Raw genomic sequence first — 20329 nt, 5'->3', positions numbered from 1 at the left:
CGGACGTCGCGCCTCCAGCGGGCGTCGACCATCGATGAAGACAGGGAGAAGCCATGAAGAAGTGGCTCAAGGGGACAGCATTCGTCGGAGTCGCGCTCGCGACCGTCGGCACTCTGGCCGGGTGCGCAGGTGACGCCGGCGGCGGGAAGACCGAGATCAGCTTCCTGATGTGGGGCGACGGCGGCGACACGCAGAAGGCGTACGAAGACGTCATCGCCTCCTTCGAGGACGCCAACCCCGACATCACCGTCAACGCGGAGTTCTTCAACACCAACGACTACGACAACATCCTCAAGACCCGCCTCTCCGGCGGTGCCGGTCCGGACGTCTACGGCTTCGACCTCGGCAACATCGACACCTTCGTCGCCGACGGCTTCGCCGCCGACCTCTCCGACGGCGGCGAGAGCTACCTGTCGAAGCTGACCCCCGAGGCGGCGGAGGACGCGCAGCGCGCGGGCGGTACTTACAACCTGCCGATCTCGCTCTCGGGCAACGGCATCATCTACAACAAGGCGCTGTTCGACCAGGCCGGCATCACCGAGGAGCCGACGACCTACACCGAGCTCCTCGCGGCCTCGGAGAAGCTCAAGGCCGCCGGTGTCACTCCCTTCGCGATGAGCGCGCAGGACAACTGGTGGCCGCAGTTCATCGTCTACTACCCGCTCGCCGAGCACGGGGCGAACGAGGAGCTGGGCGCCGAGATGGCCGCCGGCGAGACCACGTTCTCCGACAGCAAGGCATGGGCGGAGTCGCTCGACATCGTCCGCGAGCTCACGCCGTACTACATGCCCAACCCGGTCGGCACGAGCCAGACCGCCGCGCAGTCGGCGTTCCTCAGCGGCCAGGCGGCGATGTTCCCCGCCACGTGGATCCTCTCCGACGCCCGAGACGCCGATCTGGACGTCGAGTACATGAACTTCCCGACCACCGACGACGGCTCCGACTCGATCTGGGGCACCTACCAGGTGCGCTTCGGCCTCAACCCGAACAACGGCGACGCCAAGCTCGACGCGGGGCAGAAGTTCCTCGACTACTTCATGCAGGACGACGTCTACACGGAGTTCCTCGGCAAGGTGAAGCTCTTCCCGACCACGACCGGCATCGAGATCGGCGCCGACGTCGACCCGCTGTTCCCCGACATGCAGGCGTCGTGGGAGGGCAAGCAGTTCGTCGCGGCCTTCTCTCCGACCGACCCCAGCATCCAGGATGCGCTGCTCGTGGGCCTGCAGAACATCATCAGCGGCCAGCGCGACACCCAGCAGGTGCTCGCCGACCTCGACACCGCTCTCGCCCAGTACGTGGCGAACAACCGATGACGCACGGTCCCCGCGTCCGTCTCGCGAGCGCGGCCGGCGTGGCCGCGCTCGCGGCGGCGGCGCTCACCGGATGCGGCAGCGCGGGCGACGGCGGGACCGAGCTCAGCTTCCTGATGTGGGGCGACGGCGGCGACAACCAGAAGGCCTACGAGACGGTCATCGCCGCCTTCCAAGAAGCCAACCCCGACATCACCGTCAACGCGGAGTTCGTCAACACCAACGACTACGACAACGTGTTGAAGACGCGCCTTTCGGGCGGTGCGGGGCCGGATGTCTACGGATTCGACCCGAAGAACCTGACCGACTTCATCCAGGACGGCTTCGCCGCCGATCTGTCGTCGACCGACTTCCTCGGACGGCTGAACGAGGCCGCGGCGCTCGAGGCGACGCGCGACTCCGGCGGTGAAGGCGCCTACTACGTGCCCATCTCTCAGTCGGGCAACGGGATCATCTACAACACCGCGCTCTTCGAGCAGGCCGGTATCGACGAGGTCCCGCAGACCTACACCGAGCTGAAGGATGCCGCCGAGAAGCTGTCGGCGGCGGGGATCGTGCCGTTCGCCATGTCGGCGCAGGACAGCTGGTGGCCGCAGTTCATCGCCTACTACGCGATGGCGCAGCACGTGTTCCCCGATTCCCCGGACATCATCGATGAGCTGCTGGACGGCGAGACGACGTTCGCTGAGACTCCCGGGTACGAGAGTGCTCTGGATGTCGTGGAGGAGCTGGTGCCGTACTACATGCCCGACCCGGTCGGCACGAACCAGTCGGCCGCAAAGACGGCGTTCCTGTCGGGCAAGGCCGCGATGTTCCCCGCCACCTGGATCCTCTCCGACGCCCGCGCCGCGGGCGTGGAGCCGGGCTACATGAACTTCCCCACGCTCGACGCCGACGTCGCCGACATGTGGGGGAGCTACCTCGTCGCGTGGGGAATCAACCCCGGCAACGACAAGACGGATGCGGCGGAGCGCTTCATCGACTTCTTCTTCGAGGACGACGTCTACACCGAGTTCCTCACCGGGGTGAAGGCGTTCCCGGTGACCGAGGGCATCGACGTCTCGTCGGTCGATCCGCTCTTCGGCGACATGGAGGCCGCCTGGCAGGGCAAGACGTTCCGCCCGATGGTGCTCCCCGCCCACCCGCAGCTCCAGGAGACGCTGCTGGTCGGGATGCAGAACCTGATCGCCGGGCGGACGGACTCGGCGTCGGTCGTCACCGAGCTCGACGCGTCACTTGCGGAGATCCGCGCGGCTCGCTGAGCAGTCGGGTAGCCTCGCTACCCTGGGCCCCCGATATTTGCTCGAATCGAGCGATATCGGGGGTCTTATCCCGTCATTCGTGTAGTCTTGCTACACAACGCAACTCAAGGAAGTGTTCCGTGACCCAGCTCCTCACCCTCGAGGACCCGCATCTGTCGGTCGGCTTCGATGCCCGCACCGGTGGGCTCGTGCGATTCGATGATGGCAGGGTCGGCCCGTGGCTGGAAGAGGCGAGCGCCGGTTCGCTCTTCGTCATCGAGATCCCGCGCGGAGGCGACCGCACCGTCGTCGTCCAGACCGCGCAGCAGTCGCTGTCCGGTCACGAGTTCACCGCCGACCGCAACGCTGTGACGCTGCGCTGGACCGACCCGATCACGTCCGCCGGTGAGACGCTTCACGGCGACATCACGGTCATCGCGACGATCGACCAGGGCGCTCTCCGGCTCTCGCTCTCGGTCGCCTTCGCCGAGGGCGGGGTCGAAGCCGTGCGCTTCCCGTCCCTACGCGGCATCCGACCGGGGGCACGAGAGCTCGAGCTGCGCGGCGTGGACTACTCGACCGGCACGCGCGTCGGCCTGCTGCCCGTGTTCGACAGCAACGCACCGTACTGGGGCACCATGTTCCCGGACTACGCCAGCGGCAATCTGCGGCCCGAACTCGTCGGGAACCCGACCTCCCCGTTCGTCGCCCTGGCGACCGATGTCGGCGGTGTCGCGGTCATGCCGGCGAGGCCGACGCTCGACTTCATCGGCTGGCGGGCATCGCTCGAGCCCGGGTTCGCCGACAGCCTCGCTCGCACGGCGGGTCCCGATGCCGCTGTGACCCTCGACGCCATCCACTTCCCCGCGGCAATGGACCGCATCGAACTGCCCGAGATGTCGCTCGCTCCGTACGCGGGCGACTGGACCGGTTCGCTCGAGCCGTACCGCCGCCATCAGGCGCCCACCCGACACTCGCGCGCAGCCTGGCTCACCGAGCCCCGACTGTGGCTTCAGGTGCAGCTGATGTCGACCGAGGGCGAGCCGCGGTACGACTTCGACGACCTCGTCGACATCATCGAGGAGTGCGCGGCCGAGGGCATCGGGGCCATCCAGATCGTGGGCTGGAACGAGGGCGGTCAGGACGGGCTCGTACCGTGGCATCGCCCGGCGACGAAGCTCGGCGGCCCCGCGGCGCTGCAGCGCGCGCTCGACCGGGCGCGCGAGCTCGACGTCGCCACGGTGCTCTACGTCAAGTACGTGTGGGTCGAGAAGCCCGGCCCGAACTGGGACGAGCTCGAGCGGTTCGTGTCGCGCGACCCCCACGGGCAGCCCTACGCGCAGCCCGGACCCGTCTACCACTTGTCGCGCAAGCGATACGGCATCAGCACGCCCTGGTACGTGCCCCTGTGCTTCGGCGTGCGCGAGCTGCGCGACCGCATCGCCGACGAGGTAGCCGAGATGGCCTCGTGGGGCGCGGACGGCATCCTGGCGGACGAATCGCTCTATCACGGCCGCGCTCTGCTGTGCTTCGCCGACGACCACGGCCACCCTGTCGGGGCGAGCGCCTTCACGTGGGATGCGGCCTACATCGACGACATCCGTGCGCGACTCGGTGACGCGGCCGACACCTTCGTCATCGCCGCCGAGGGCGCGTATGACGCACAGTTCGAGGACTACGACGTGTCGTACTTCCGCAGTGCGTCGGCGCAGCACCGTCCGGTCGGCAGGATGCTGCGCCCCGACGCCCGCATCGTCACGGCGCTGACCGGTTTCGACGAGCACGGCATGATCGCACAGAGCCTGCTGGACGGATACGCGATGAGCCTCGAGCCCTTCAACTTCAAGGGACGCCCCCGTGACATGCCGGTCACCGTCGAGCGAGCGCGGCGCGCGGAGCAGGTGCGTGGCCGGTACGCCGACTGGCTGTGGAACGGCGAGCTCGTGACCGATGCCGCCGTGACGGTGGCGGCCGCGGACGGAGCCGGTTCCATCGGGCTCGTGCGTCACACCGTCTGGCGCCGCAGCCCTGACGACTCCTCGCGCGTCGTCGTCGTCGCGAACTTCGGTGACGCGCCCGTGCAGGTCCGCGTCGCCGGCGTCGCGCCCGACGCGCGCGTCGTACGCCTTGACGGCTCTGCCGGCACCGCCCTCGCCGCATCGGACGCCATCGTCACCATCGACCCCCGCGACGCCGCCGTCGTGGTTCCCCCGACCGACCCGATTGGAACGACATGAGCAGCACGCGCGTCGAAGATCCCCGCGTCCTCGCCTTGGACGACCCGGAGAACGTGGCCTCGCTCCGGAAGCGCACGACGCTCACCGAGCGTCTCTGGACCGGAAGGAGCGCCACCGGGAAGTTCTGGGTGGCCATCTCGCCGGCCCTCATCCTCTACCTCGTGTTCACGGTGTACCCGATGGGTCAGGTCGTCGTCGCGAGCTTCACCGACGCCCGCGGGTTCAACCGCGCCTGGGAGTTCCTGGGCCTCGACAACTTCGTGCGCATCTTCTCGGGCGACCCGGTGCTGATGGAGGCCGTCGGAAACACCGCGATCTACGGGTTCTTCAAGATCGTCGTCCAGACGGTGCTGGCGTTCCTCTTCGCGGTGCTGCTGCACCGCCAGCTGCGGCTCGGCAACATCTACCGGGCGATCTTCTTCGCACCGATGGTGATCTCGCCCGTCGCGATCGTGTTCGTGTGGAGCTTCATGTACGACCCGACGACCGGGACGTTCAACACCATCCTCCGCAGCCTCGGACTGGGCGGCCTGGCACAGGACTGGCTCGGCAACTACGACCTCGCCCTGTACAGCGTCATCCTCGTCGACCTGTGGAGCGGTCTCGGCTTCAACATCGTCATCTTCCTCGCCGGGCTGTCGACGATCCCCGGCGAGATCCTCGAGGCAGCCAAGGTCGACGGCGCTCGCGGCTGGAAGGCGCTGCGCTTCATCACGCTGCCGCTCATGATCCCCTCGATCGGCCTCGTGCTGGTGCTCTCGATCAACGGTGCGCTGCGTGCGTTCGACACCGTCTATCTGATGACCAGGGGAGGGCCAGGGAACTCGACGCAGCTGTACATGACCCAGGTCTTCCAGGAGGGCATGGTCAACAACAACTTCGGCTACGCCTCGGCCATGGCCGTGCTGGTCATCATCGTGCTGATCGCCATCGCCGCGGTGCAGAACCGCCTGAACAACCGCATCGCCGCAGAGGAGGAGGGTCGATGAACAGCCGCACTGCCACGCGTCTGCTGCGACGCGTTCCCGTCAACGTCCTGCTGATCGTCCTCAGCATCCTGATGATCTACCCGCTCGTGATCATCGTGATCACGGCGTTCAAGCCCAACCTCGAGGTGCTGACGAACCCGACGGGTCTGCCGATCTCGCCCACCCTCGACAACTTCGTCACGTCGTGGAACGAGGCGAACTTCACCAATCTGTTCGCGAACTCGATCCTGCTGACGCTCGTCAGCATGACGGTCGCGACCTTCGTGGCCGCCCTGGCCTCGTATGCGATCGTGCGCCAGGCGACCAAGATCGGTTCGGGGATCTACCTGCTGCTCGCGGCCGGGATCTTCCTGCCGATGCAGTTGGCGCTCGTGCCGCAGTTCCGGGTCGTGCGCGACCTCGGGCTGATCAACAGCTACGCCGGCGTCATCCTGCTCTACATCGCCGGTGCCCTGCCCTTCGGCGTCTTCCTCATGGCGGCGTTCATGCGGCAGGTGCCGCGCGAGATCGTGGAGGCCGCGATCATCGACGGCGCCGGCTACTTCCAGCTGTTCTGGCGCATCTTCTTCCCGCTCGCGCGGCCCGCCGTCGCGACGTTCTGGGTGCTGCAGGGTGTGGGCGTGTGGAATGACTACCTGGTGCCGCAGCTGCTGCTCACCGACCCCGGCAAACGGACGCTGACGACCGGTGTCCTGTACTTCAAGGCGCAGTACCTCGCCGACTGGGGGAACATCATGGCCGCCGTGCTCATCATGAGTCTGCCCATCCTGCTGCTGTTCGTCTTCGCCCAGCGCTACTTCGTCAGCGGTCTCTACGCGGGCGCGGTGAAGTAACCGGTGACCGTGTCGCTGGACGACATCGAACGTGCGCGCTGGCTGAGCTCGCCGCTGCTGGGCGACCGCTGGATCGAGCACCACGCGTCGGTTCCGTCTCGGGCGGCGCAGGCGGCGGACGAGGCGACGACCGACGAGGCTTCCACCGGTGGCGAGGCCGACGTGGTGTCTCTCGACGGCGACTGGCTGCTCGCGGGGTCGCTCCCGGGGCGGGAGTTCTCCATCGAGCGGTGGCTCGGCGATCGGTCGGATGCCGCGCGCCGCAGCCCCGTCGGCTGGCACCGGCCCGACACCGACCGGTCGACCTGGGTGACGGCGTCGGTCCCCGGCACGGTGCAGGGCGCGCTCGTCGCCGCGGGGGTCATCGCCGATCCACTCGTCGACGACAACACGTACGCCGAGCTCGTCGAGCACGGTGTGCCCGACGAATGGCCGTGGTACTTCCGCCGCACGCGCATCGAGCAGCAGGAGTGGTGGTACGCCCGCCGGTTCCGCGTCCCCGAGGGTTGGCGCGGCGGCCGCATCCGACTCTCGTTCGACGGCCTCGACTACGCGGGATCCGTGTTCGTGAACGGCCGTCCCGTCGCGCGGCACGTCGGCATGTACGGCGGACCGGATGTCGACGTGACCTCGATGCTCGACCTCGACGCCGAGAACGAGATCGTCGTGCGCATCGATCCGCCGCCCCACGACTGGCACGGCGTGATGAAGCCCTCTCCCGGCTGGGGCTGGCACTACGGGCACCTCATCTCGATGGGCATCTGGCGCGGCGTGCGTCTCGAGCGGGTGCCCGAGGTCGAGCTCGCCGACCTCGCGGTCGTGGTGACCGATGCCCGCGAGGGTGCGTCGCGCGTCCGCGTGCAGTGGGATGTCGTCGCGCCGCACGACCGCATGGAGGCGCTGCCGGCCTCGGTGACGATCCGCGACCCCGAGGGGGCGGTCGTCGCGGAGCTCGCGCTGTCGACCGCGATCGGTCCCGACCTGACCCGGCATCACGTCGAGGTCGACGTGCCGGACGCCCGGCTCTGGTGGCCCTTCGGCTACGGCGAGCAGCCGCTGTACACGGCCGAGGTGCGAGCCGCGGGCCAGGCGCGGGAGGCCCGCTTCGGCATCCGCTCCGTGCGTATGGAGCCCCTGGCCGGAAACCACGGCCCCGACACCTACGACTGGCGGTTCGTCGTCAACGGGCGGGAGCTCTTCCTCAAGGGCGCGAACTGGTGCTGGACCGATCCGATGGCCCGTCGCGGATTCGAGGTCGACCGGCACATCCTCGACCTCGTGCAGCGCGGCAATCTGCAGATGCTCCGAGCGTGGGGCGGCGGCACGATCGAGAGCGACGAGTTCTACGACGAGTGCGACCGTCGCGGCATCCTCGTGCTGCAGGAGTTCCCGCTCACGTTCGGCCTCGACGCGACCGGCGCCGACCTCGCGACGATCGACGATCAGGTCTCGCGCATCGTTCGCCGGCTGCGCAATCACCCCTCGCTCATCATGTGGGGCGGCGGGAACGAGAATCCAGCGACGATCACTTCGGACGATCTGCTGACGATCATCGGACGGCGCGTCGCCCAGTACGACCCCACGCGTCCGTTCCACCGCACCGACCCGTGGGGCGGCAGCGAGCACTTCTACGGCGTCTACCACGAAGGCATGCCCGTCGAGGCATACACCGGTCTGCTGCCGGCGGTGTTCGGCGAGTACGGCCTGTCGAGCCAGTGCGATCTCGACAGCATGGCGCACTTCCTCGACCCTGCGCTGCTCGAGGAGTGGCCGCCGCCCGAGCACGGCGCGATCGTGCAGCACCAGTCGCAGTTCTCGCTGTTCGACCTGTTCAAGCAGGCGCGATACGCCGCGTACGGCCCCATTCGCGACTGGCGCACCTTCATCGAGTACTCGCAGCTCGGACAGGGCGATGCGCTGAGGTTCGCGTCGGAGCGCATGCGCGCGCACAGCGGAGACGAGACCTCGGCGTACTGGTTCTACAAGATCGGCGAGGCCTTCCCCGGAGCGTCCTGGGCGATCATCGACTACTACGGCGTGCCGAAGCTCTCGTACTACCGGGCGAAGCAGTTCGGGGCGCCGGTGTCGGCATATGCGACCTACGAGAAGTTCGACTGGGCGGAGGGCGAGACGTTCCGTGCCCGCATCCACGTGTCGAACGACACCCCCGCACCCGTGTCGGACGCCCGCGTGCACGTGCGCCTGTACGACGCCGACCTTCGGGTCGTTGTCGAACAGGAATCCCCGGTAGACGTGCCGGCCGACGGGCGTGCCGATGTCACCGAGATCGTCGCGCCGCTCGTCGAGCGACCGATCGAGCCGCTCGTGCTCGTGGTGACGCTGCGGGATGCCGCGGGTGAGCGGGTCTCGTCGCAGTGGTACCCGTTCAACCACCAGCGCAAGGACGCCGCGCTGCGCGAGCTCGAAGGGCGGCCTCTCGACGACGCGGCTCGCACCCCCGTCGCCGAGCTGCTGCAGCCGTATGCGGAGCTGACGTCGCCGCTGTCCGAGCTGCCGCGAACATCGTTGTCGGCGCACGTGGACGACCGCGCGATCGTCGTGCGGAACAGCGGCGCGCACCCGGCGCCGATCGTCCTCATCGACGGTTTCCCCCACGGCGTGGGGGCGGTGCTCGACGACAACGCGTTCGGACTCGAGGCGGGAGAGGAGCGGCGTGTCGGCTTCGCACTGGCCGCCGGCTCGGATCGCACGGGGCTCGGCGGCGTTCGTGTGCGAGCCTGGAATGCACCGGAGGTGATGCTCTCGTGAGCACAGGACGCAAGATCCTCGCGACGTGCGGCGGCTGGAGCGCCGCACAGTGGGGCGATGTCGAGTTCAGCCCCCTGCAGCGCTACGCTCTCGACCTGACCGGTGTCACCGGCCGCCGGCCCCGGGTCGCGTTCGTCAACACCGCGGCGGGCGACCAGCGTGTCGACGAGGGGCGCGAGCTCGCTGCAGCACAGCAGCTCGGTGTGGATGCCGTCCACATCCGGCTCTTCGGGCGCAATCAGCCCGACCTCCGCGAGGCGGTGCTCGGGAGCGACCTCGTCTGGGTCGCCGGTGGCAGCGTCGCGAACCTGCTCGCCGTGTGGCGGGTGCATGGGCTGCCCGACGTGCTCGCTGAGGCGGCCGACCAGGGGACCGTGCTCGCCGGCACCTCGGCGGGTGCCATCTGCTGGCACGTCGGCGGGCCGACCACGACGTTCGGGCCGGTCGCGGTGATCGATGACGCGCTCGGCTTCGTCGACCGCTCGGTGGGCGTGCACTACGACTCGCAGCCCGATCGGCGCCCTGCTCTCCAGCGCGCGATCGCCGCCGGCACGCTTCCGAACGGGTTCGGCCTCGACGAGGGCGCGGCCGTGCTCTACGTCGACGGCGAGCCGGTCGAGATGCTCACCGAGTCGGCCGAGGGTGCGGTGTGGGCCGTCGAACGCGACGGCGACGGTGTCGCTGAGTCCCGCTGCGAGACGCGTCTGCTGGGCTGACGAGACGCCCGGCTGCTGTCAACTGCTCGCGTCGGTCTCGTTGTCGAAGCCGACCCCGGGGCGCGACTCCCGCTCTTGCGGGCCGTCAGCCTTGCCAGATCGGGAAGGTTTGCCAATCGGGCGGGAAACCCATGTCGCGGACGGACCGTTCGGGGAGGTCGGCGAGCGTGCTGATCAGGTGAGCGACACGTGAGGCCCATATGGAGCCGGGCGATGTGGTTTCGAGGCTCTTCGCGACGATAGTCAGCGCGCCGTAGACACGTTCACTCTGTCCTCGAGGCGAAGCGTCCAACCAGGAGGCCGTTCGTAGTGCGTTGGTTCCGACTGGAACCAACTTTCTGTTCCAGAGCCGGCCATGGTGCGCGGAGATGTTCCGCACGATAGTGAGCTGCTCGAGCCCTCGGGCGAGGGGATGGTTCGTCACAGCTTTCCGCCGTTGAAGCGGCCGGAGAGCGTCGAGATTCATGTGTATCCCAAGTTCCTCCGCGACTGCATATTGATCGCCCGTGGACATGCCGTCGAAGAGCATCGAGACATCAGAGAAGTCGAGAACGTCGACCAATACCCAGATCGGGATGACGCCACCGTACCTCTCGGCGTGATGACGGATGAACGGCGAAATCCGTGCGGCGCGATCGACGCGCGAGCGAGCTTTCGCGAGCCAGCGAGCGTGGTCGAAACTCTCAGGGAAGATCGTCAGGTCCTCGTGGGCGAGAAGGACGTCTCCGGAGAAAAGCGATCGGTGCGCACCGGATCGCCTCGGCCGTCGCGGCTGAGAACGCGGTAGATGTACCAGTATCCACTTAGCCGGTAGTAGTCGACGGCCCGCAACTACCGCTCGGGATCCCCGTCGATCGTCATGCCACGGGCCCTCAACATCTCGACCTGCTCGTCGATCGTGAGGTATGGCTTCACCTGAGGCGACACGATCCCATTGTCGCAGCCCGAAAAGAAATCCAGCCCACACCGGAAATCCGGGCGGGCTGAACGATTGATCCCAACCTGACACGTCTCGCTGACATTCGGCGGGGACTCTGTCAACAGCCCGTCCCGACGGCCGCAGCGTGCGCAGACTGGTCACATGTCCCGAGCTGCCACGGCGTCGACGCCCCCGCCGAAGACGTGCGCCTCGTGCGGGCGCGAGATGCAGTGGCGCGCGAAGTGGGCCCGGAACTGGGACGAGGTGCGCTACTGCTCGGACGCCTGCCGCCGTCGCGGCATCCGTCCTGTCGACACGCGACTGAGCGACAAGATCCTCGAATTGCTGAGCACTCGCGCGGCGGGGGCGACGATCTGCCCGTCCGAGGCGGCGCGCGCCGTCGGCGGTGAGGAGTGGCGCGAACTCATGGAGCCCGCGCGACGTGCCGCGCGACGGCTCGTCGCCGACGGCGAGGTCGAGATCACCCAGCGCGGCGCCGTCGTCGACCCGTCGACTGCGAAAGGCCCGATCCGGATCCGTCGCACCCGCCGGTAGCCGTGAGGAGCCACTCGCTTTAGCCTGTCGGCATGGCGGACGTCCTCGGTTGGGGCACCATCGTGCTCGTGCTCTCGGTGCCGGTGGTGTTCATCGGCTCCGCCTTCGCGACCCGTCGCCGTGACGATGCGTCTCAGCCGTCGTCGGGAGGGTTGCTCGGGTTCGACGAGCTTTTCCATCCCGCGGCGCACAATGCCCGGCTCACCTGGGAGGTCGAGCAGGAGCTGCCGATTCCCGCGCCATCCCCCGACGAGGGCCCTGGGGTGATCGACGCCGGCCGCCGGATCGTCATCGAGATCGACCCGCGAGCCTAGACGCTGCTCGAGTCTCCGGTGCGGCGGGGCACTCGGTCGAAGTCGGACTCGCGAATGCGCGCGTGGATGCCGCACACGATGTCGACGACCTGCGAGATGTCGAAGTCGGTCGCCGCGCTGAGGTAGGCGTAGGCCAGGTGCTCGTTCATGCCCCACCGGGCGGTGATGAGGTCGAGCGACGCGCGGACGCATGCGCGCATCGCCTCGGCGAGGTCGACGTCGAGCCCCATGGGCACGAGGAACTCGTCGGTGCGAGCGAGGGGACCGGCGATCTCGCCGAACTCGGCGAGGGCGGCCTCGCGAGCGACGACCTCGAACCGCAGTGTCGCGCGCAGCGAGGCCTCGAGGGCGGTCAGCGCGACTTCGCCGTCGCCCTGAGCGAAGTGCGGGTCGCCGACGTAGGCGAGGGCACCGGGCACCTGAACGGGAAGGTAGAGCGCGGCGCCTTCCGTCAGCAGCTTCACGTCGAGGTTGCCGCCGTGCGCTCCGGGCGGCACCGAATGGGGTCGCTCGTCGCCGGCGACGGCCACGCCCATCGTCCCGAGGAACGGCGCCAGGGGGAACTCCACGACGCGGTCGCCGTCATCGGTCAGCGGCATCGTGCCGACGAGCCCGTCCGGACGCTCCTCGACCGGGGTGAAGACGCTGACGGGATGCGGTCCGCGCGGGAGCACGCCGACGAGAGCACCCTTGCCGTGCCGGTTCGAGATGACGCCGTACGGCACGCGTGGCACCAGGCGCTCGACGGTGATCTTCAGCAGGTCGCCGGGTTGCGCGCCCTCGACGTGGATCGGGCCGGTGACGACGTGCGGTCCGTCGTGCGCCGGGTCGCGCGAGAGCGACGCGGCGATCGCGACCGCATCGTCGAGGACGTGTTCCGGGGCGACGCCGTGACGCCCGAAGTACGCGCGCGGGTCCTTGCCCTGATCTTCGAGGATCCCCTCGTGGCTCACGGTGTCGATCGTGACGGTCGCACCCGAGGCGATCGAGAGCACCGGCCTGTCGGCGGCGCACGGCAACCGGCCCCACAGCACCGTGTCGGGACCGGCTGCGAGGTAGTGCTCGCCGGGTCGGTCGCCCTCGCCGGGCTGCAGCACGCTCACGCGGCGACCGTCTCGCGTCGCGCCGGCGTGAACAGCCGCAGATGCCCGAGCACCACGACCGCCAGCGTCAGCAGCGCCGACAGCAGGAGCGGAACGCCGGGCGTGAGCGGAAGCAGGAGGGTGCCGAGCAGGGCGCCGAGGAAGAGCACCAGGATGGCGGCGACGCGGCGGTTCCACACGCCCCGGATGCCGTGGTCGACGAACGATTCGCTCGCCAGGGACGTGAGAGTCGAGGTGACGACGACGGTCGTCATGTCGGTGACGGCGAGGCTGCGGGCGACGGCGGCCTGCGTCCCCATGGCGGCGGCCGTCAGCGTCGATGCCGTGAGGATGACCGCGTCGGAGTCGGCGGCCCCGGGGATCAGGAACGTCACACCCAGGCCCGCGAGCACGACCGCGCCCGCGGCCAGCAGTCCCGTCACCGCTCCACCCCATTCCTTCCGTCGGCTGCGCAGGAACAGCCCCGCGGCGAACGCGGCGGCGGTGAACGCTGCCAGAGCGATCGCCGGGCCGAGGACCGGGAGGTCGTCGCCGCCGGCCACCGCCATGCCGAGGATGACGATGTTGCCGGTCATGTTGCCCACGAAGACGCGGTCGAGGGCGAGGTAGCCGACAGCGTCGACCAGGCCGGTCACGAAGGTCAGGAGCATGAGTGCGATGAGAGCGGTCCGGCGCTCGGCCGGGGCCACGTCGTGACGCGCGATACGTGGGGTCGAGGGGTTGCGGCGCACGTTCTGCCTTTCGCCACGGCCCCGGGTGGGCCGATTCGAGATGACAGTAGCGGATGATCGACGGATTGGTCCTACCGGCTTCCGCGGATCACGTGTCGTTCGCGGCATCCGTCCCGAGCTCGCCGGAGCGCTCGATCAGCTGTCGGATCTCGGCCAGATGGATGCGCATGGCGTACTCGGCGGCGTCGGGATCTCCCGCGACGAGGGCCGCGAGGATCCGGCTGTGGCCGTCGTGCGACAGGCGCCTGCCGTCGGCGTCGAGGTGCGAGTACACGCGGGCTGCGACCGTCCACGAGGCCGTGAGCTCGCCCAGCGCCGCCAGCAGCGGGTTGCCCGTCGCCTGCGCCACCGCGGTGTGGAACGCGATGTCGAGTGCCGCCGATACCTCCGCGTCGTCGTCGCCGCCGGAATCGAGCAGCTCGCTGAGGGCGTCGAGCTGGGCCGTATCGACGCGCGCCGCCGCGAGGCGCACGAGTTGCGGCTCGATGACGGCGCGGAACTCCGCCGCGTTTCGGAACTCCGCCGAGACCCCGTCCATTCGTCCCGCCAGTGCGGCCGTGAGCGGAACCGTGCGAGGGATGCGGTTGGCGCTGCCCTGGCGTCGATCGATCAGCCCCCGTCCCGCCAGGCGGGTCAGTGCCTCGCGGAGAGCGTTACGCGAGACGCCGAGGGTCTGGGCGAGCACGCGCTCGGGTGGCAGCGACGAGCCTGGAGCGAGCTCGCCCGTCACGATGAGGCGCTCGATGTGCTGGGAGATGTCGTCTGCAATCAGCGCGTGCGTGCGGGGGAGGGGGCCGAGGCTCGTTCCGGCGGAATCGGTCACAGCGCATACTCCTCGTCTCGCGGGCGGGCTCAGTCTGTCACGGTCGCGGGCTGTCGGGCCGACGTTCCGATCATGTAAACGAGCCGTTACGGTCCTACCAATTTCTCGAATCAGTGACGTGCGCCCGCTTAGCGTCGATCTCACCGCCGAGCGGCGGACAGGCCGGAGAAGGGCGGAAGACCGTGAAGAGAGCTCTGAGGAGCCCCGCGCTGCAGATCGGGTTGGCGGCCCTGTCGGGGATCGCGTTCGGGCTCGTCCTGGGCGACGCGGCGGCCGCGATCGCATTCGTCGGCGACATCTTCATCCGCCTCATCCAGATGTCCATCGTGCCGCTGGTGATGTCGTCGATCATCTTCGCGATCGGCTCGCTCCGCGGCTCGGGCACCGGTCGCCTCGCGACACGGACCTTCGCCTGGATGCTGGCGTTCGCGGCTGTCGCCGCGGTGGTGGCCTGGATCATCGGCTCCGTCCTGCAGCCCGGAGCAGGCGTCGACTTCTCAGGCGGCGTCGACCCGGCACTGGCGGATGCCGCCGGCGAAGCGACGGGTTGGCAGGACACGATCGTCGGCTTCGTCTCGACGAACATCTTCGACGCCATGTCCGGCGCTGCGATGGTTCCGATCATCGTCTTCTCGCTGCTGTTCGGTGCGGCCCTGAACGTCTACGTGACGACCAGCGGCAACCGTCTCGTTCTCGACTTCTTCGATCAGATCCAGCAGGTCGTCCTGACGATGATCCGGTTCGTGATGCTGATCGCTCCGATCGGGGTCTTCTGCCTCCTGGCCGACCTCGCGGGCACGGTGGGATTCGGGGTCGTCCTCGGCGCGCTCGGCTATCTCGGCTCGACCCTCCTGGGTGTGCTCGTGCTGCTCATCATCTTCGTCGCGGTGGTCTGGGCTCGCACGCGCGTGAACATCGCGTTGCTGCCCGCGAAGCTCGCGCAGCAGACATTGATCGCGGTCACCACCACGAGCTCCGCCGTGACCTACCCGACCGTGCTGAAGACCGCGATCGAGAAGGTCGGCGTCGACCGCACGGTGGCCAACTTCACGCTCTCCGTGGGTCTCACGATGGGCTCGTACGGCGCCGTCCTCAACTACGTAATCGTCGTCATGTTCCTCGCGCAGTCCGGGGGCGTGCATCTCGATGCGGGCACCCTCCTGCTGGGGATGGGGCTGGCGATCCTCCTCAACATGGGCACGATCACCGTGCCGGGCGGCTTCCCCGTCGTCGCGACGTTCCTCGCCACGTCACTCGGCCTGCCGTTCGAGGGGGTGGGGCTCCTGATCGCCGTCGACTGGTTCGCCGGCGTCCTGCGCACCTTCCTGAACGTCAACGGCGACACCTTCGTCGCGATGCTGGTGGCGGACGACCGTGACGAGCTCGACCGGGAGATCTACCAGGGCAGGGCGCGTCTCGTGACCGTGTGACTCCTGGCGATCGCGCCTCTTCGGCGATATCATCGCCATGTGACGATGAATACACCGACGCCGAGGCGTGAGACGGCGCAGCTCGACGAACGTGCGACCGAGATCTACGCGCACCTCTTCCAGGCCCTCGCGGACCCGACTCGCCTGGCTGTGCTGCAGCACCTGTCGTACGGCGAGCATCGCGTGCGCGACCTCGTCGAGCACGTCGGCCTCGCCCAGTCGACCGTGAGCAAGCACGTCGCCTTCCTGCTCGAGTGCGGGCTCGTGACTCTTCGGCCCGAGGGGCGGTCGTCCTGGTATGCGTTGGCCGAACCGGACGCGACGGCCGGATTGGTGGATGCCGCCGAGGCCCTGCTGCGTGCGACGGGCACTCGCGCGACCCTCTGCACGCACCTCCGCCGGCCGCGGCCGGTGACCGACGTCGCGGCGGCCGGCTGATGGGTGCGGGGCACGACCACGGTGGCGGCGTCGCGACAGGGGGCGGTCAGCCCGCCGACTACCGGGTGAAGCTCTGGATCGCCTTCGGCATCACGGCGGCGATCGTGGTCACCCAGGCGATCGGCTCGATCGTGACCGGCAGCCTTGCCCTGCTGACCGACACCGCCCACGCGCTCACCGACGCCTCGGGCCTGCTCGTGGCGCTCGTCGCCGCCAACCTCATGATGCGCCCTGCCGATGCCCGCCGGACGTGGGGCTTCCGCCGGATCGAGGTGATCGCCGCCTTCGCCCAGGCGGCTCTGCTCCTCGTCGTCGGCGTGTACGCGGCGATCGAGGGCATCCGTCGCCTGTTCGAGCCGCCGGAGGTGCCCGCGATCGAGCTGCTCGTCTTCGGCGTCGTGGGTCTCGTCGCCAACATCGTCGCGATCGCCGTGCTCTCGTCGAGCCGGGGTGCGAACTTCAACATGCGCGCGGCGTTCCTCGAGGTGCTCAACGACGCACTCGGCTCGGTCGGGGTCATCGTCGCGGCGATCGTCATCGCGACGACGGGCTTCGCCCAGGCGGATGCCGTAGCCGGACTGTTCATCGCGGCGCTCATCGTGCCCCGTGCGGTCAAGCTCATGCGCGAGACGGCGTCGGTCCTGATGGAGTTCACCCCGCAGGGGCTCGACCTCGACGATGTGCGTGCGCACATCCTGCGACTGGACCACGTGACGGACGTGCACGACCTGCACGCGTCGACCGTCGCCACGGGCCTGCCGACGATCACGGCTCACGTCGTCGTCGAGGATCGATGCTTCACCGACGGGCATGCCGCGGAGGTGTTGCAGGAGGTGCGGTCGTGCGTCGCCGAGCACTTCGACGTCTCGGTGCTCCACTCGACGTTCCAGATCGAGAACGAGCACATCCGAGACGAGGAGCCCGACTCGGTCCGGCACGACTGACGGTCAGTCGCGGCTGTCGAGCACCGTGCGGGCCAGCCGAGTCGACCCCGCGACGGCGGCCGGCATCGCGACGACGGCCCCCAGGGGAACGAGGAAGCAGAGCTGCGTCGCGACGCCGAAGCCCAGGAACCGGGCGCGGTCGGCTCGGCGCAGCCGACGACGCTCGGCCGCGAGGATGCCGCGGGCCGATAGCGCGCGCGAGGTCAGCTCGTCGGCGAGGAGCCAACCGGTGAGCGACACCGCCGTGACCGACCCCAGTACGCCGCCCACGACGGGGATGAGGCCGACGAGCGCCGCGATGACGGCCGCGAGCAGGCCGCGGGCGATGAGGCCGATCGCGTCGCCGAGGGACCGCCAGAACCCGCTCTCGCTGTCGGGCACCGCGCCGCCGAGGTCGGCTTCCGCGGCGCGCCAGATGCGGTCGTAGAACGGCTCGCCCACCATGAGGGTGAGTGCCGTGAACGACACCGCCACGAGCACGATGGCTCCGCCCAGGAGGGCTGTTCCCGCGGCGACGCGCACAAGCGTCGCCCAGAGCCCCGGCCAGGCGTCGGCGAACGGGGTGAGGGCGTCGACGATGCCCGGCAGGAACGCGCCGAGGGCGATGAGCCCGCCGAGGAGGACGAGCCCGACGATCGCGGCGGGGATGAGGCCGAGCGCCATGACCCCGGGCCGGCGCGACCAGAAGCCGAACCCGTGGGCGAGGTCGGCGGCGCCGCGGAGGAACGAGCGAGCGGGAGCATCGGACATGCTCACATCCTGCCTGTATCGATCGCCGAGTCGCGGCAGAGGCACAACCACAGATCGTGCGCCGGCGCCAGAGGTTGTCGGAATTCGCGACGAGACGCTGGAGTGTTGCGATGACCAACGACACCAGTGCGCCGATCACCGATGATCGGCCCGGGCTGAAACGGGCCATCGGAACCCCTCTCCTGTTCGCGTTCATCGTCGGCGACACTCTCGGCGCCGGCATCTACACCCTCGTCGGGACCATGGCGACCGACGTGGGCGGCGTCATCTGGCTGCCGCTGCTGATCGCGCTCGTCGTCGCGCTGCTCACGGCGGGGACGTACGCGGAACTGATCACGAAGTACCCGCACGCGGGCGGCGCCGCGCGTTACGTCGACCGGGCCTTCGGAATCCCGTTCCTGTCGTTCCTCGTGGGCTTCCTGATGATGGCCTCGGGCATCACGACGGCGGCGGCCCTCGCCAACGCGTTCGCCGGCGACTACTTCGCCGCGCTGTTCGACTTCCCGCCGATCCCCGTGGCGATCGCGTTCATCGCCGTCCTCACGCTCATCAACCTCCGCGGCGTGCGCGAGTCGCTCGCGACGAACTTCGTCGCGTCGATCATCGAGGTCTCGGGCCTGGTCATCGTCATCTTCGTCGCGGCGATGGTCTTCGCCGGGGGCGGCGGCGAGCCCGCGCGGGTCTTCGAGTTCGCCCCGGATGTGCCCCCGCTGCAGGGCGCTTTCGCGGCCTCCATCGTCGCCTTCTTCTCCTTCCTCGGATTCGAGGCCGCTGCCAACATGGCGGAAGAGGTGAAGAACCCGTCGAAGTCGTACCCGCGGGCGCTCTTCGGTGCGATCATCACCGCGGCGGTCGTCTATCTGCTCATCGCGATCGGTGCCGTCATCGTCGTGCCGCCGGCGGAGCTCGCCGAATCGACCGGGCCGCTGCTGGATGTCGTCACAGCGAGCGGTGTTGCCGTGCCGCCGTGGCTGTTCAGCCTGATCGCCCTCGTGGCCATCGCGAACGGCGCCCTGCTGTTCATGGTCATGGCCAGCCGCGTCGGATACGGGCTCGCCGAGTCGGGTCTGCTGCCCCACGCCTTCGGTCGCGTGCTCTCGAAGCGCCGCACGCCGTGGGTCTCGATCCTTGTCGTCGCCGGCGCCACGATGCTCCTCACCGTGCTCGGTGACATCGGAACGCTCGCCGAGACGACGGTCCTGCTGCTCCTGCTGGTCTTCCTGTCGGCGAACGTGAGCGTCCTGGTGCTGAAGAAGGACAAGGTCGAGCACAAGCACTTCTCGGTGCCGCGGGTCGTGCCGGTGCTCGCGATCATCGCCAGCATCGTGCTGCTGACGCAGCAGACCGGGCCCGTGTGGCTCGGGACTGCCGGCTACATCGTCGTCGGCACGATCCTGTTCTTCATCGCGCGGGCGGGGCGTCGTCGCTCGGATCGCAAGGCTCAGGCCGGGCCCTGATAGCCCAGGCCCGAGCTGATGCGGTCGGCGGTCTCGACGACCGTGCGGCCGAGCTCGGCGCCACGCGACTCGAGGTCGATCGCCGTCAGCGGGCCGGAGATCGACACGGCCGCGACGATCTTCCCGCCGCGGTCGAGGATCGGCGCGGCGGTCGAGGCCCGTCCGAGCACGAACTCCTCGACCTCGATCGCGTAGCCGCGCCTCGCGGTCAGCGCGACCTCGCGGTCGAGCGCCTCGTGCGTCGTGATGGTGGCCTCCGTGAACCCGGGCAGCTCCGGCAGCAGTCGCAGGCGCTTCTCCCGATTGGTGCCGATGAGCGTGGCCTTGCCGATGCTCGTCGCATGCAGCGGCACGCGCTGCCCCATCAGCGTGTGCGACTTCGGTGAGAGCCGTCCCTCGAAGTTGCAGAGATAGACCAACTCCGCGCCACGGAGGAGGGCGATGTTGACGCCGAGGCCGATCTCGCCCGCCAGGCTCTGCGCGATCTGACGCCCGACCCGGTGCACCCGGTTCTGGTTGATGGCGATGCCGGCGAGAGTCATGAGCTCGGCGCCGAGGAAGTACAGCGAGGTCTGGGGGTCGCGCTCGACGAGCCCGCCCGCCTCGAGGGTCGCGAGCAGCCGTGACGCGGTCGATTGACCGATCCCTGCTTCGCGGGCGACGTCGCTCACGCGCATGGGCTCGCCGCTCGAGAAGGACTCGAGCACCGTGATCGCCTTCTCGACGCTCTGATTCGCGCCCTTCTCCGCAGCCATGCTTCCTCGCTT

At 68.9% G+C, this 20329-nt stretch carries 19 protein-coding genes; 13 read left to right on the top strand and 6 right to left on the bottom strand.

The features are described 5' to 3' along the window. The first annotated feature begins 53 nt into the window (after nucleotides 1-53). The 7 genes from AA0Y20_RS02270 (at nucleotide 54) to AA0Y20_RS02240 (ending at nucleotide 10098) form a co-directional block, all read left to right on the top strand. The gene (locus tag AA0Y20_RS02270) at nucleotides 54-1316 is read left to right on the top strand and encodes an ABC transporter substrate-binding protein (RefSeq protein ID WP_412937116.1); all 1263 of its coding nucleotides are present in this window, start codon (nucleotides 54-56) and stop codon (nucleotides 1314-1316) included. After that, nucleotides 1313-2575: an ABC transporter substrate-binding protein gene (locus AA0Y20_RS02265; protein WP_412937114.1), complete on the top strand. Its 1263-nt coding sequence runs from the start codon at nucleotides 1313-1315 to the stop codon at nucleotides 2573-2575. Before AA0Y20_RS02270 ends, AA0Y20_RS02265 begins: the two co-directional genes overlap by 4 nt. A gap of 119 nt (nucleotides 2576-2694) precedes the next feature. Further along, nucleotides 2695-4791 (top strand): DUF6259 domain-containing protein, encoded by a 2097-nt coding sequence (locus tag AA0Y20_RS02260; protein ID WP_413331913.1) that lies wholly within the window; start codon nucleotides 2695-2697, stop codon nucleotides 4789-4791. Continuing rightward, nucleotides 4788-5780 carry a carbohydrate ABC transporter permease gene (locus AA0Y20_RS02255; RefSeq protein ID WP_412937111.1) on the top strand — a complete coding sequence of 331 codons (993 nt, stop codon included), beginning with the start codon at nucleotides 4788-4790 and terminating at the stop codon, nucleotides 5778-5780. Before AA0Y20_RS02260 ends, AA0Y20_RS02255 begins: the two co-directional genes overlap by 4 nt. Then, a complete protein-coding gene (locus tag AA0Y20_RS02250) occupies nucleotides 5777-6613 on the top strand; it encodes a carbohydrate ABC transporter permease (RefSeq protein WP_412937109.1) in 837 nt (278 codons plus the stop codon). Before AA0Y20_RS02255 ends, AA0Y20_RS02250 begins: the two co-directional genes overlap by 4 nt. Before the next feature lie 3 nt (nucleotides 6614-6616). Continuing rightward, nucleotides 6617-9382 (top strand): beta-mannosidase, encoded by a 2766-nt coding sequence (locus AA0Y20_RS02245; RefSeq protein WP_412937107.1) that lies wholly within the window; start codon nucleotides 6617-6619, stop codon nucleotides 9380-9382. Continuing rightward, a complete protein-coding gene (locus AA0Y20_RS02240) occupies nucleotides 9379-10098 on the top strand; it encodes a Type 1 glutamine amidotransferase-like domain-containing protein (protein ID WP_412937105.1) in 720 nt (239 codons plus the stop codon). The genes AA0Y20_RS02245 and AA0Y20_RS02240 overlap by 4 nt, the downstream gene beginning before the upstream one ends. Before the next feature lie 85 nt (nucleotides 10099-10183). Here the strand turns inward: AA0Y20_RS02240 and AA0Y20_RS02235 are convergent, their stop codons facing one another. Continuing rightward, the gene (locus AA0Y20_RS02235; protein WP_412939685.1) at nucleotides 10184-11065 is read right to left on the bottom strand and encodes an Abi family protein; all 882 of its coding nucleotides are present in this window, start codon (nucleotides 11063-11065) and stop codon (nucleotides 10184-10186) included. A gap of 114 nt (nucleotides 11066-11179) precedes the next feature. Here AA0Y20_RS02235 and AA0Y20_RS02230 point away from each other — a divergent pair, with 114 nt between their 5' ends. Then, nucleotides 11180-11572, top strand: coding sequence for a DUF3253 domain-containing protein (locus tag AA0Y20_RS02230; RefSeq protein ID WP_412937104.1), 393 nt, complete (start codon nucleotides 11180-11182; stop codon nucleotides 11570-11572). A gap of 32 nt (nucleotides 11573-11604) precedes the next feature. Next, nucleotides 11605-11886 carry a hypothetical protein gene (locus AA0Y20_RS02225; protein ID WP_412937102.1) on the top strand — a complete coding sequence of 94 codons (282 nt, stop codon included), beginning with the start codon at nucleotides 11605-11607 and terminating at the stop codon, nucleotides 11884-11886. Here the strand turns inward: AA0Y20_RS02225 and AA0Y20_RS02220 are convergent. The 3 genes from AA0Y20_RS02220 to AA0Y20_RS02210 all read right to left on the bottom strand — a co-directional run bounded on the left by AA0Y20_RS02220 (nucleotide 11883) and on the right by AA0Y20_RS02210 (nucleotide 14543). Then, nucleotides 11883-12989, bottom strand: coding sequence for an acetamidase/formamidase family protein (locus AA0Y20_RS02220; protein ID WP_412937100.1), 1107 nt, complete (start codon nucleotides 12987-12989; stop codon nucleotides 11883-11885). The genes AA0Y20_RS02225 and AA0Y20_RS02220 overlap by 4 nt on opposite strands. Further along, nucleotides 12986-13720, bottom strand: coding sequence for a YoaK family protein (locus AA0Y20_RS02215; RefSeq protein WP_412937099.1), 735 nt, complete (start codon nucleotides 13718-13720; stop codon nucleotides 12986-12988). Before AA0Y20_RS02215 ends, AA0Y20_RS02220 begins: the two co-directional genes overlap by 4 nt. A gap of 88 nt (nucleotides 13721-13808) precedes the next feature. Further along, nucleotides 13809-14543 (bottom strand): FadR/GntR family transcriptional regulator, encoded by a 735-nt coding sequence (locus AA0Y20_RS02210; protein WP_412937097.1) that lies wholly within the window; start codon nucleotides 14541-14543, stop codon nucleotides 13809-13811. A 182-nt stretch (nucleotides 14544-14725) separates the two neighbouring features. Here AA0Y20_RS02210 and AA0Y20_RS02205 point away from each other — a divergent pair, with 182 nt between their 5' ends. The 3 genes from AA0Y20_RS02205 to AA0Y20_RS02195 are packed head-to-tail and all read left to right on the top strand — an operon-like array spanning nucleotide 14726 to nucleotide 17355. After that, entirely contained in the window at nucleotides 14726-15973 is a 1248-nt protein-coding gene (locus tag AA0Y20_RS02205; RefSeq protein WP_412937095.1) for a dicarboxylate/amino acid:cation symporter, read from the top strand. A 45-nt stretch (nucleotides 15974-16018) separates the two neighbouring features. After that, nucleotides 16019-16411 carry an ArsR/SmtB family transcription factor gene (locus tag AA0Y20_RS02200; protein ID WP_412939684.1) on the top strand — a complete coding sequence of 131 codons (393 nt, stop codon included), beginning with the start codon at nucleotides 16019-16021 and terminating at the stop codon, nucleotides 16409-16411. Continuing rightward, on the top strand, nucleotides 16411-17355 hold the full coding sequence (locus AA0Y20_RS02195) for a cation diffusion facilitator family transporter (protein ID WP_412937093.1): 945 nt from the start codon (nucleotides 16411-16413) through the stop codon (nucleotides 17353-17355). Before AA0Y20_RS02200 ends, AA0Y20_RS02195 begins: the two co-directional genes overlap by 1 nt. Before the next feature lie 3 nt (nucleotides 17356-17358). On the opposite strand, the gene AA0Y20_RS02190 is transcribed toward AA0Y20_RS02195, so the two are convergent. Beyond that, on the bottom strand, nucleotides 17359-18105 hold the full coding sequence (locus tag AA0Y20_RS02190; protein WP_412937091.1) for an EI24 domain-containing protein: 747 nt from the start codon (nucleotides 18103-18105) through the stop codon (nucleotides 17359-17361). A 110-nt stretch (nucleotides 18106-18215) separates the two neighbouring features. Here AA0Y20_RS02190 and AA0Y20_RS02185 point away from each other — a divergent pair, with 110 nt between their 5' ends. Then, the gene (locus AA0Y20_RS02185; RefSeq protein WP_412937089.1) at nucleotides 18216-19562 is read left to right on the top strand and encodes an APC family permease; all 1347 of its coding nucleotides are present in this window, start codon (nucleotides 18216-18218) and stop codon (nucleotides 19560-19562) included. On the opposite strand, the gene AA0Y20_RS02180 is transcribed toward AA0Y20_RS02185, so the two are convergent. Continuing rightward, the gene (locus AA0Y20_RS02180; protein ID WP_412937087.1) at nucleotides 19547-20317 is read right to left on the bottom strand and encodes an IclR family transcriptional regulator; all 771 of its coding nucleotides are present in this window, start codon (nucleotides 20315-20317) and stop codon (nucleotides 19547-19549) included. The genes AA0Y20_RS02185 and AA0Y20_RS02180 overlap by 16 nt on opposite strands. Between the last annotated feature and the right edge of the window lie 12 nt (nucleotides 20318-20329).

It is taken from the genome of Microbacterium pratiae (assembly GCF_047302165.1).
GTDB lineage: Bacteria > Actinomycetota > Actinomycetes > Actinomycetales > Microbacteriaceae > Microbacterium.
This window is presented reverse-complemented; position numbering and strand designations above follow the sequence as displayed.

Coding starts and splice junctions, on each gene's coding strand:
- AA0Y20_RS02270 (WP_412937116.1), top strand. CDS start 54: ATGAAGAAGTGGCTCAAGGGGACAGCATTCGTCGGAGTCGCGCTCGCG.
- AA0Y20_RS02265 (WP_412937114.1), top strand. CDS start 1,313: ATGACGCACGGTCCCCGCGTCCGTCTCGCGAGCGCGGCCGGCGTGGCC.
- AA0Y20_RS02255 (WP_412937111.1), top strand. CDS start 4,788: ATGAGCAGCACGCGCGTCGAAGATCCCCGCGTCCTCGCCTTGGACGAC.
- AA0Y20_RS02250 (WP_412937109.1), top strand. CDS start 5,777: ATGAACAGCCGCACTGCCACGCGTCTGCTGCGACGCGTTCCCGTCAAC.
- AA0Y20_RS02230 (WP_412937104.1), top strand. CDS start 11,180: ATGTCCCGAGCTGCCACGGCGTCGACGCCCCCGCCGAAGACGTGCGCC.
- AA0Y20_RS02225 (WP_412937102.1), top strand. CDS start 11,605: ATGGCGGACGTCCTCGGTTGGGGCACCATCGTGCTCGTGCTCTCGGTG.
- AA0Y20_RS02200 (WP_412939684.1), top strand. CDS start 16,019: ATGAATACACCGACGCCGAGGCGTGAGACGGCGCAGCTCGACGAACGT.
- AA0Y20_RS02195 (WP_412937093.1), top strand. CDS start 16,411: ATGGGTGCGGGGCACGACCACGGTGGCGGCGTCGCGACAGGGGGCGGT.
- AA0Y20_RS02190 (WP_412937091.1), bottom strand. CDS start 18,105: ATGTCCGATGCTCCCGCTCGCTCGTTCCTCCGCGGCGCCGCCGACCTC.
- AA0Y20_RS02185 (WP_412937089.1), top strand. CDS start 18,216: ATGACCAACGACACCAGTGCGCCGATCACCGATGATCGGCCCGGGCTG.
- AA0Y20_RS02180 (WP_412937087.1), bottom strand. CDS start 20,317: ATGGCTGCGGAGAAGGGCGCGAATCAGAGCGTCGAGAAGGCGATCACG.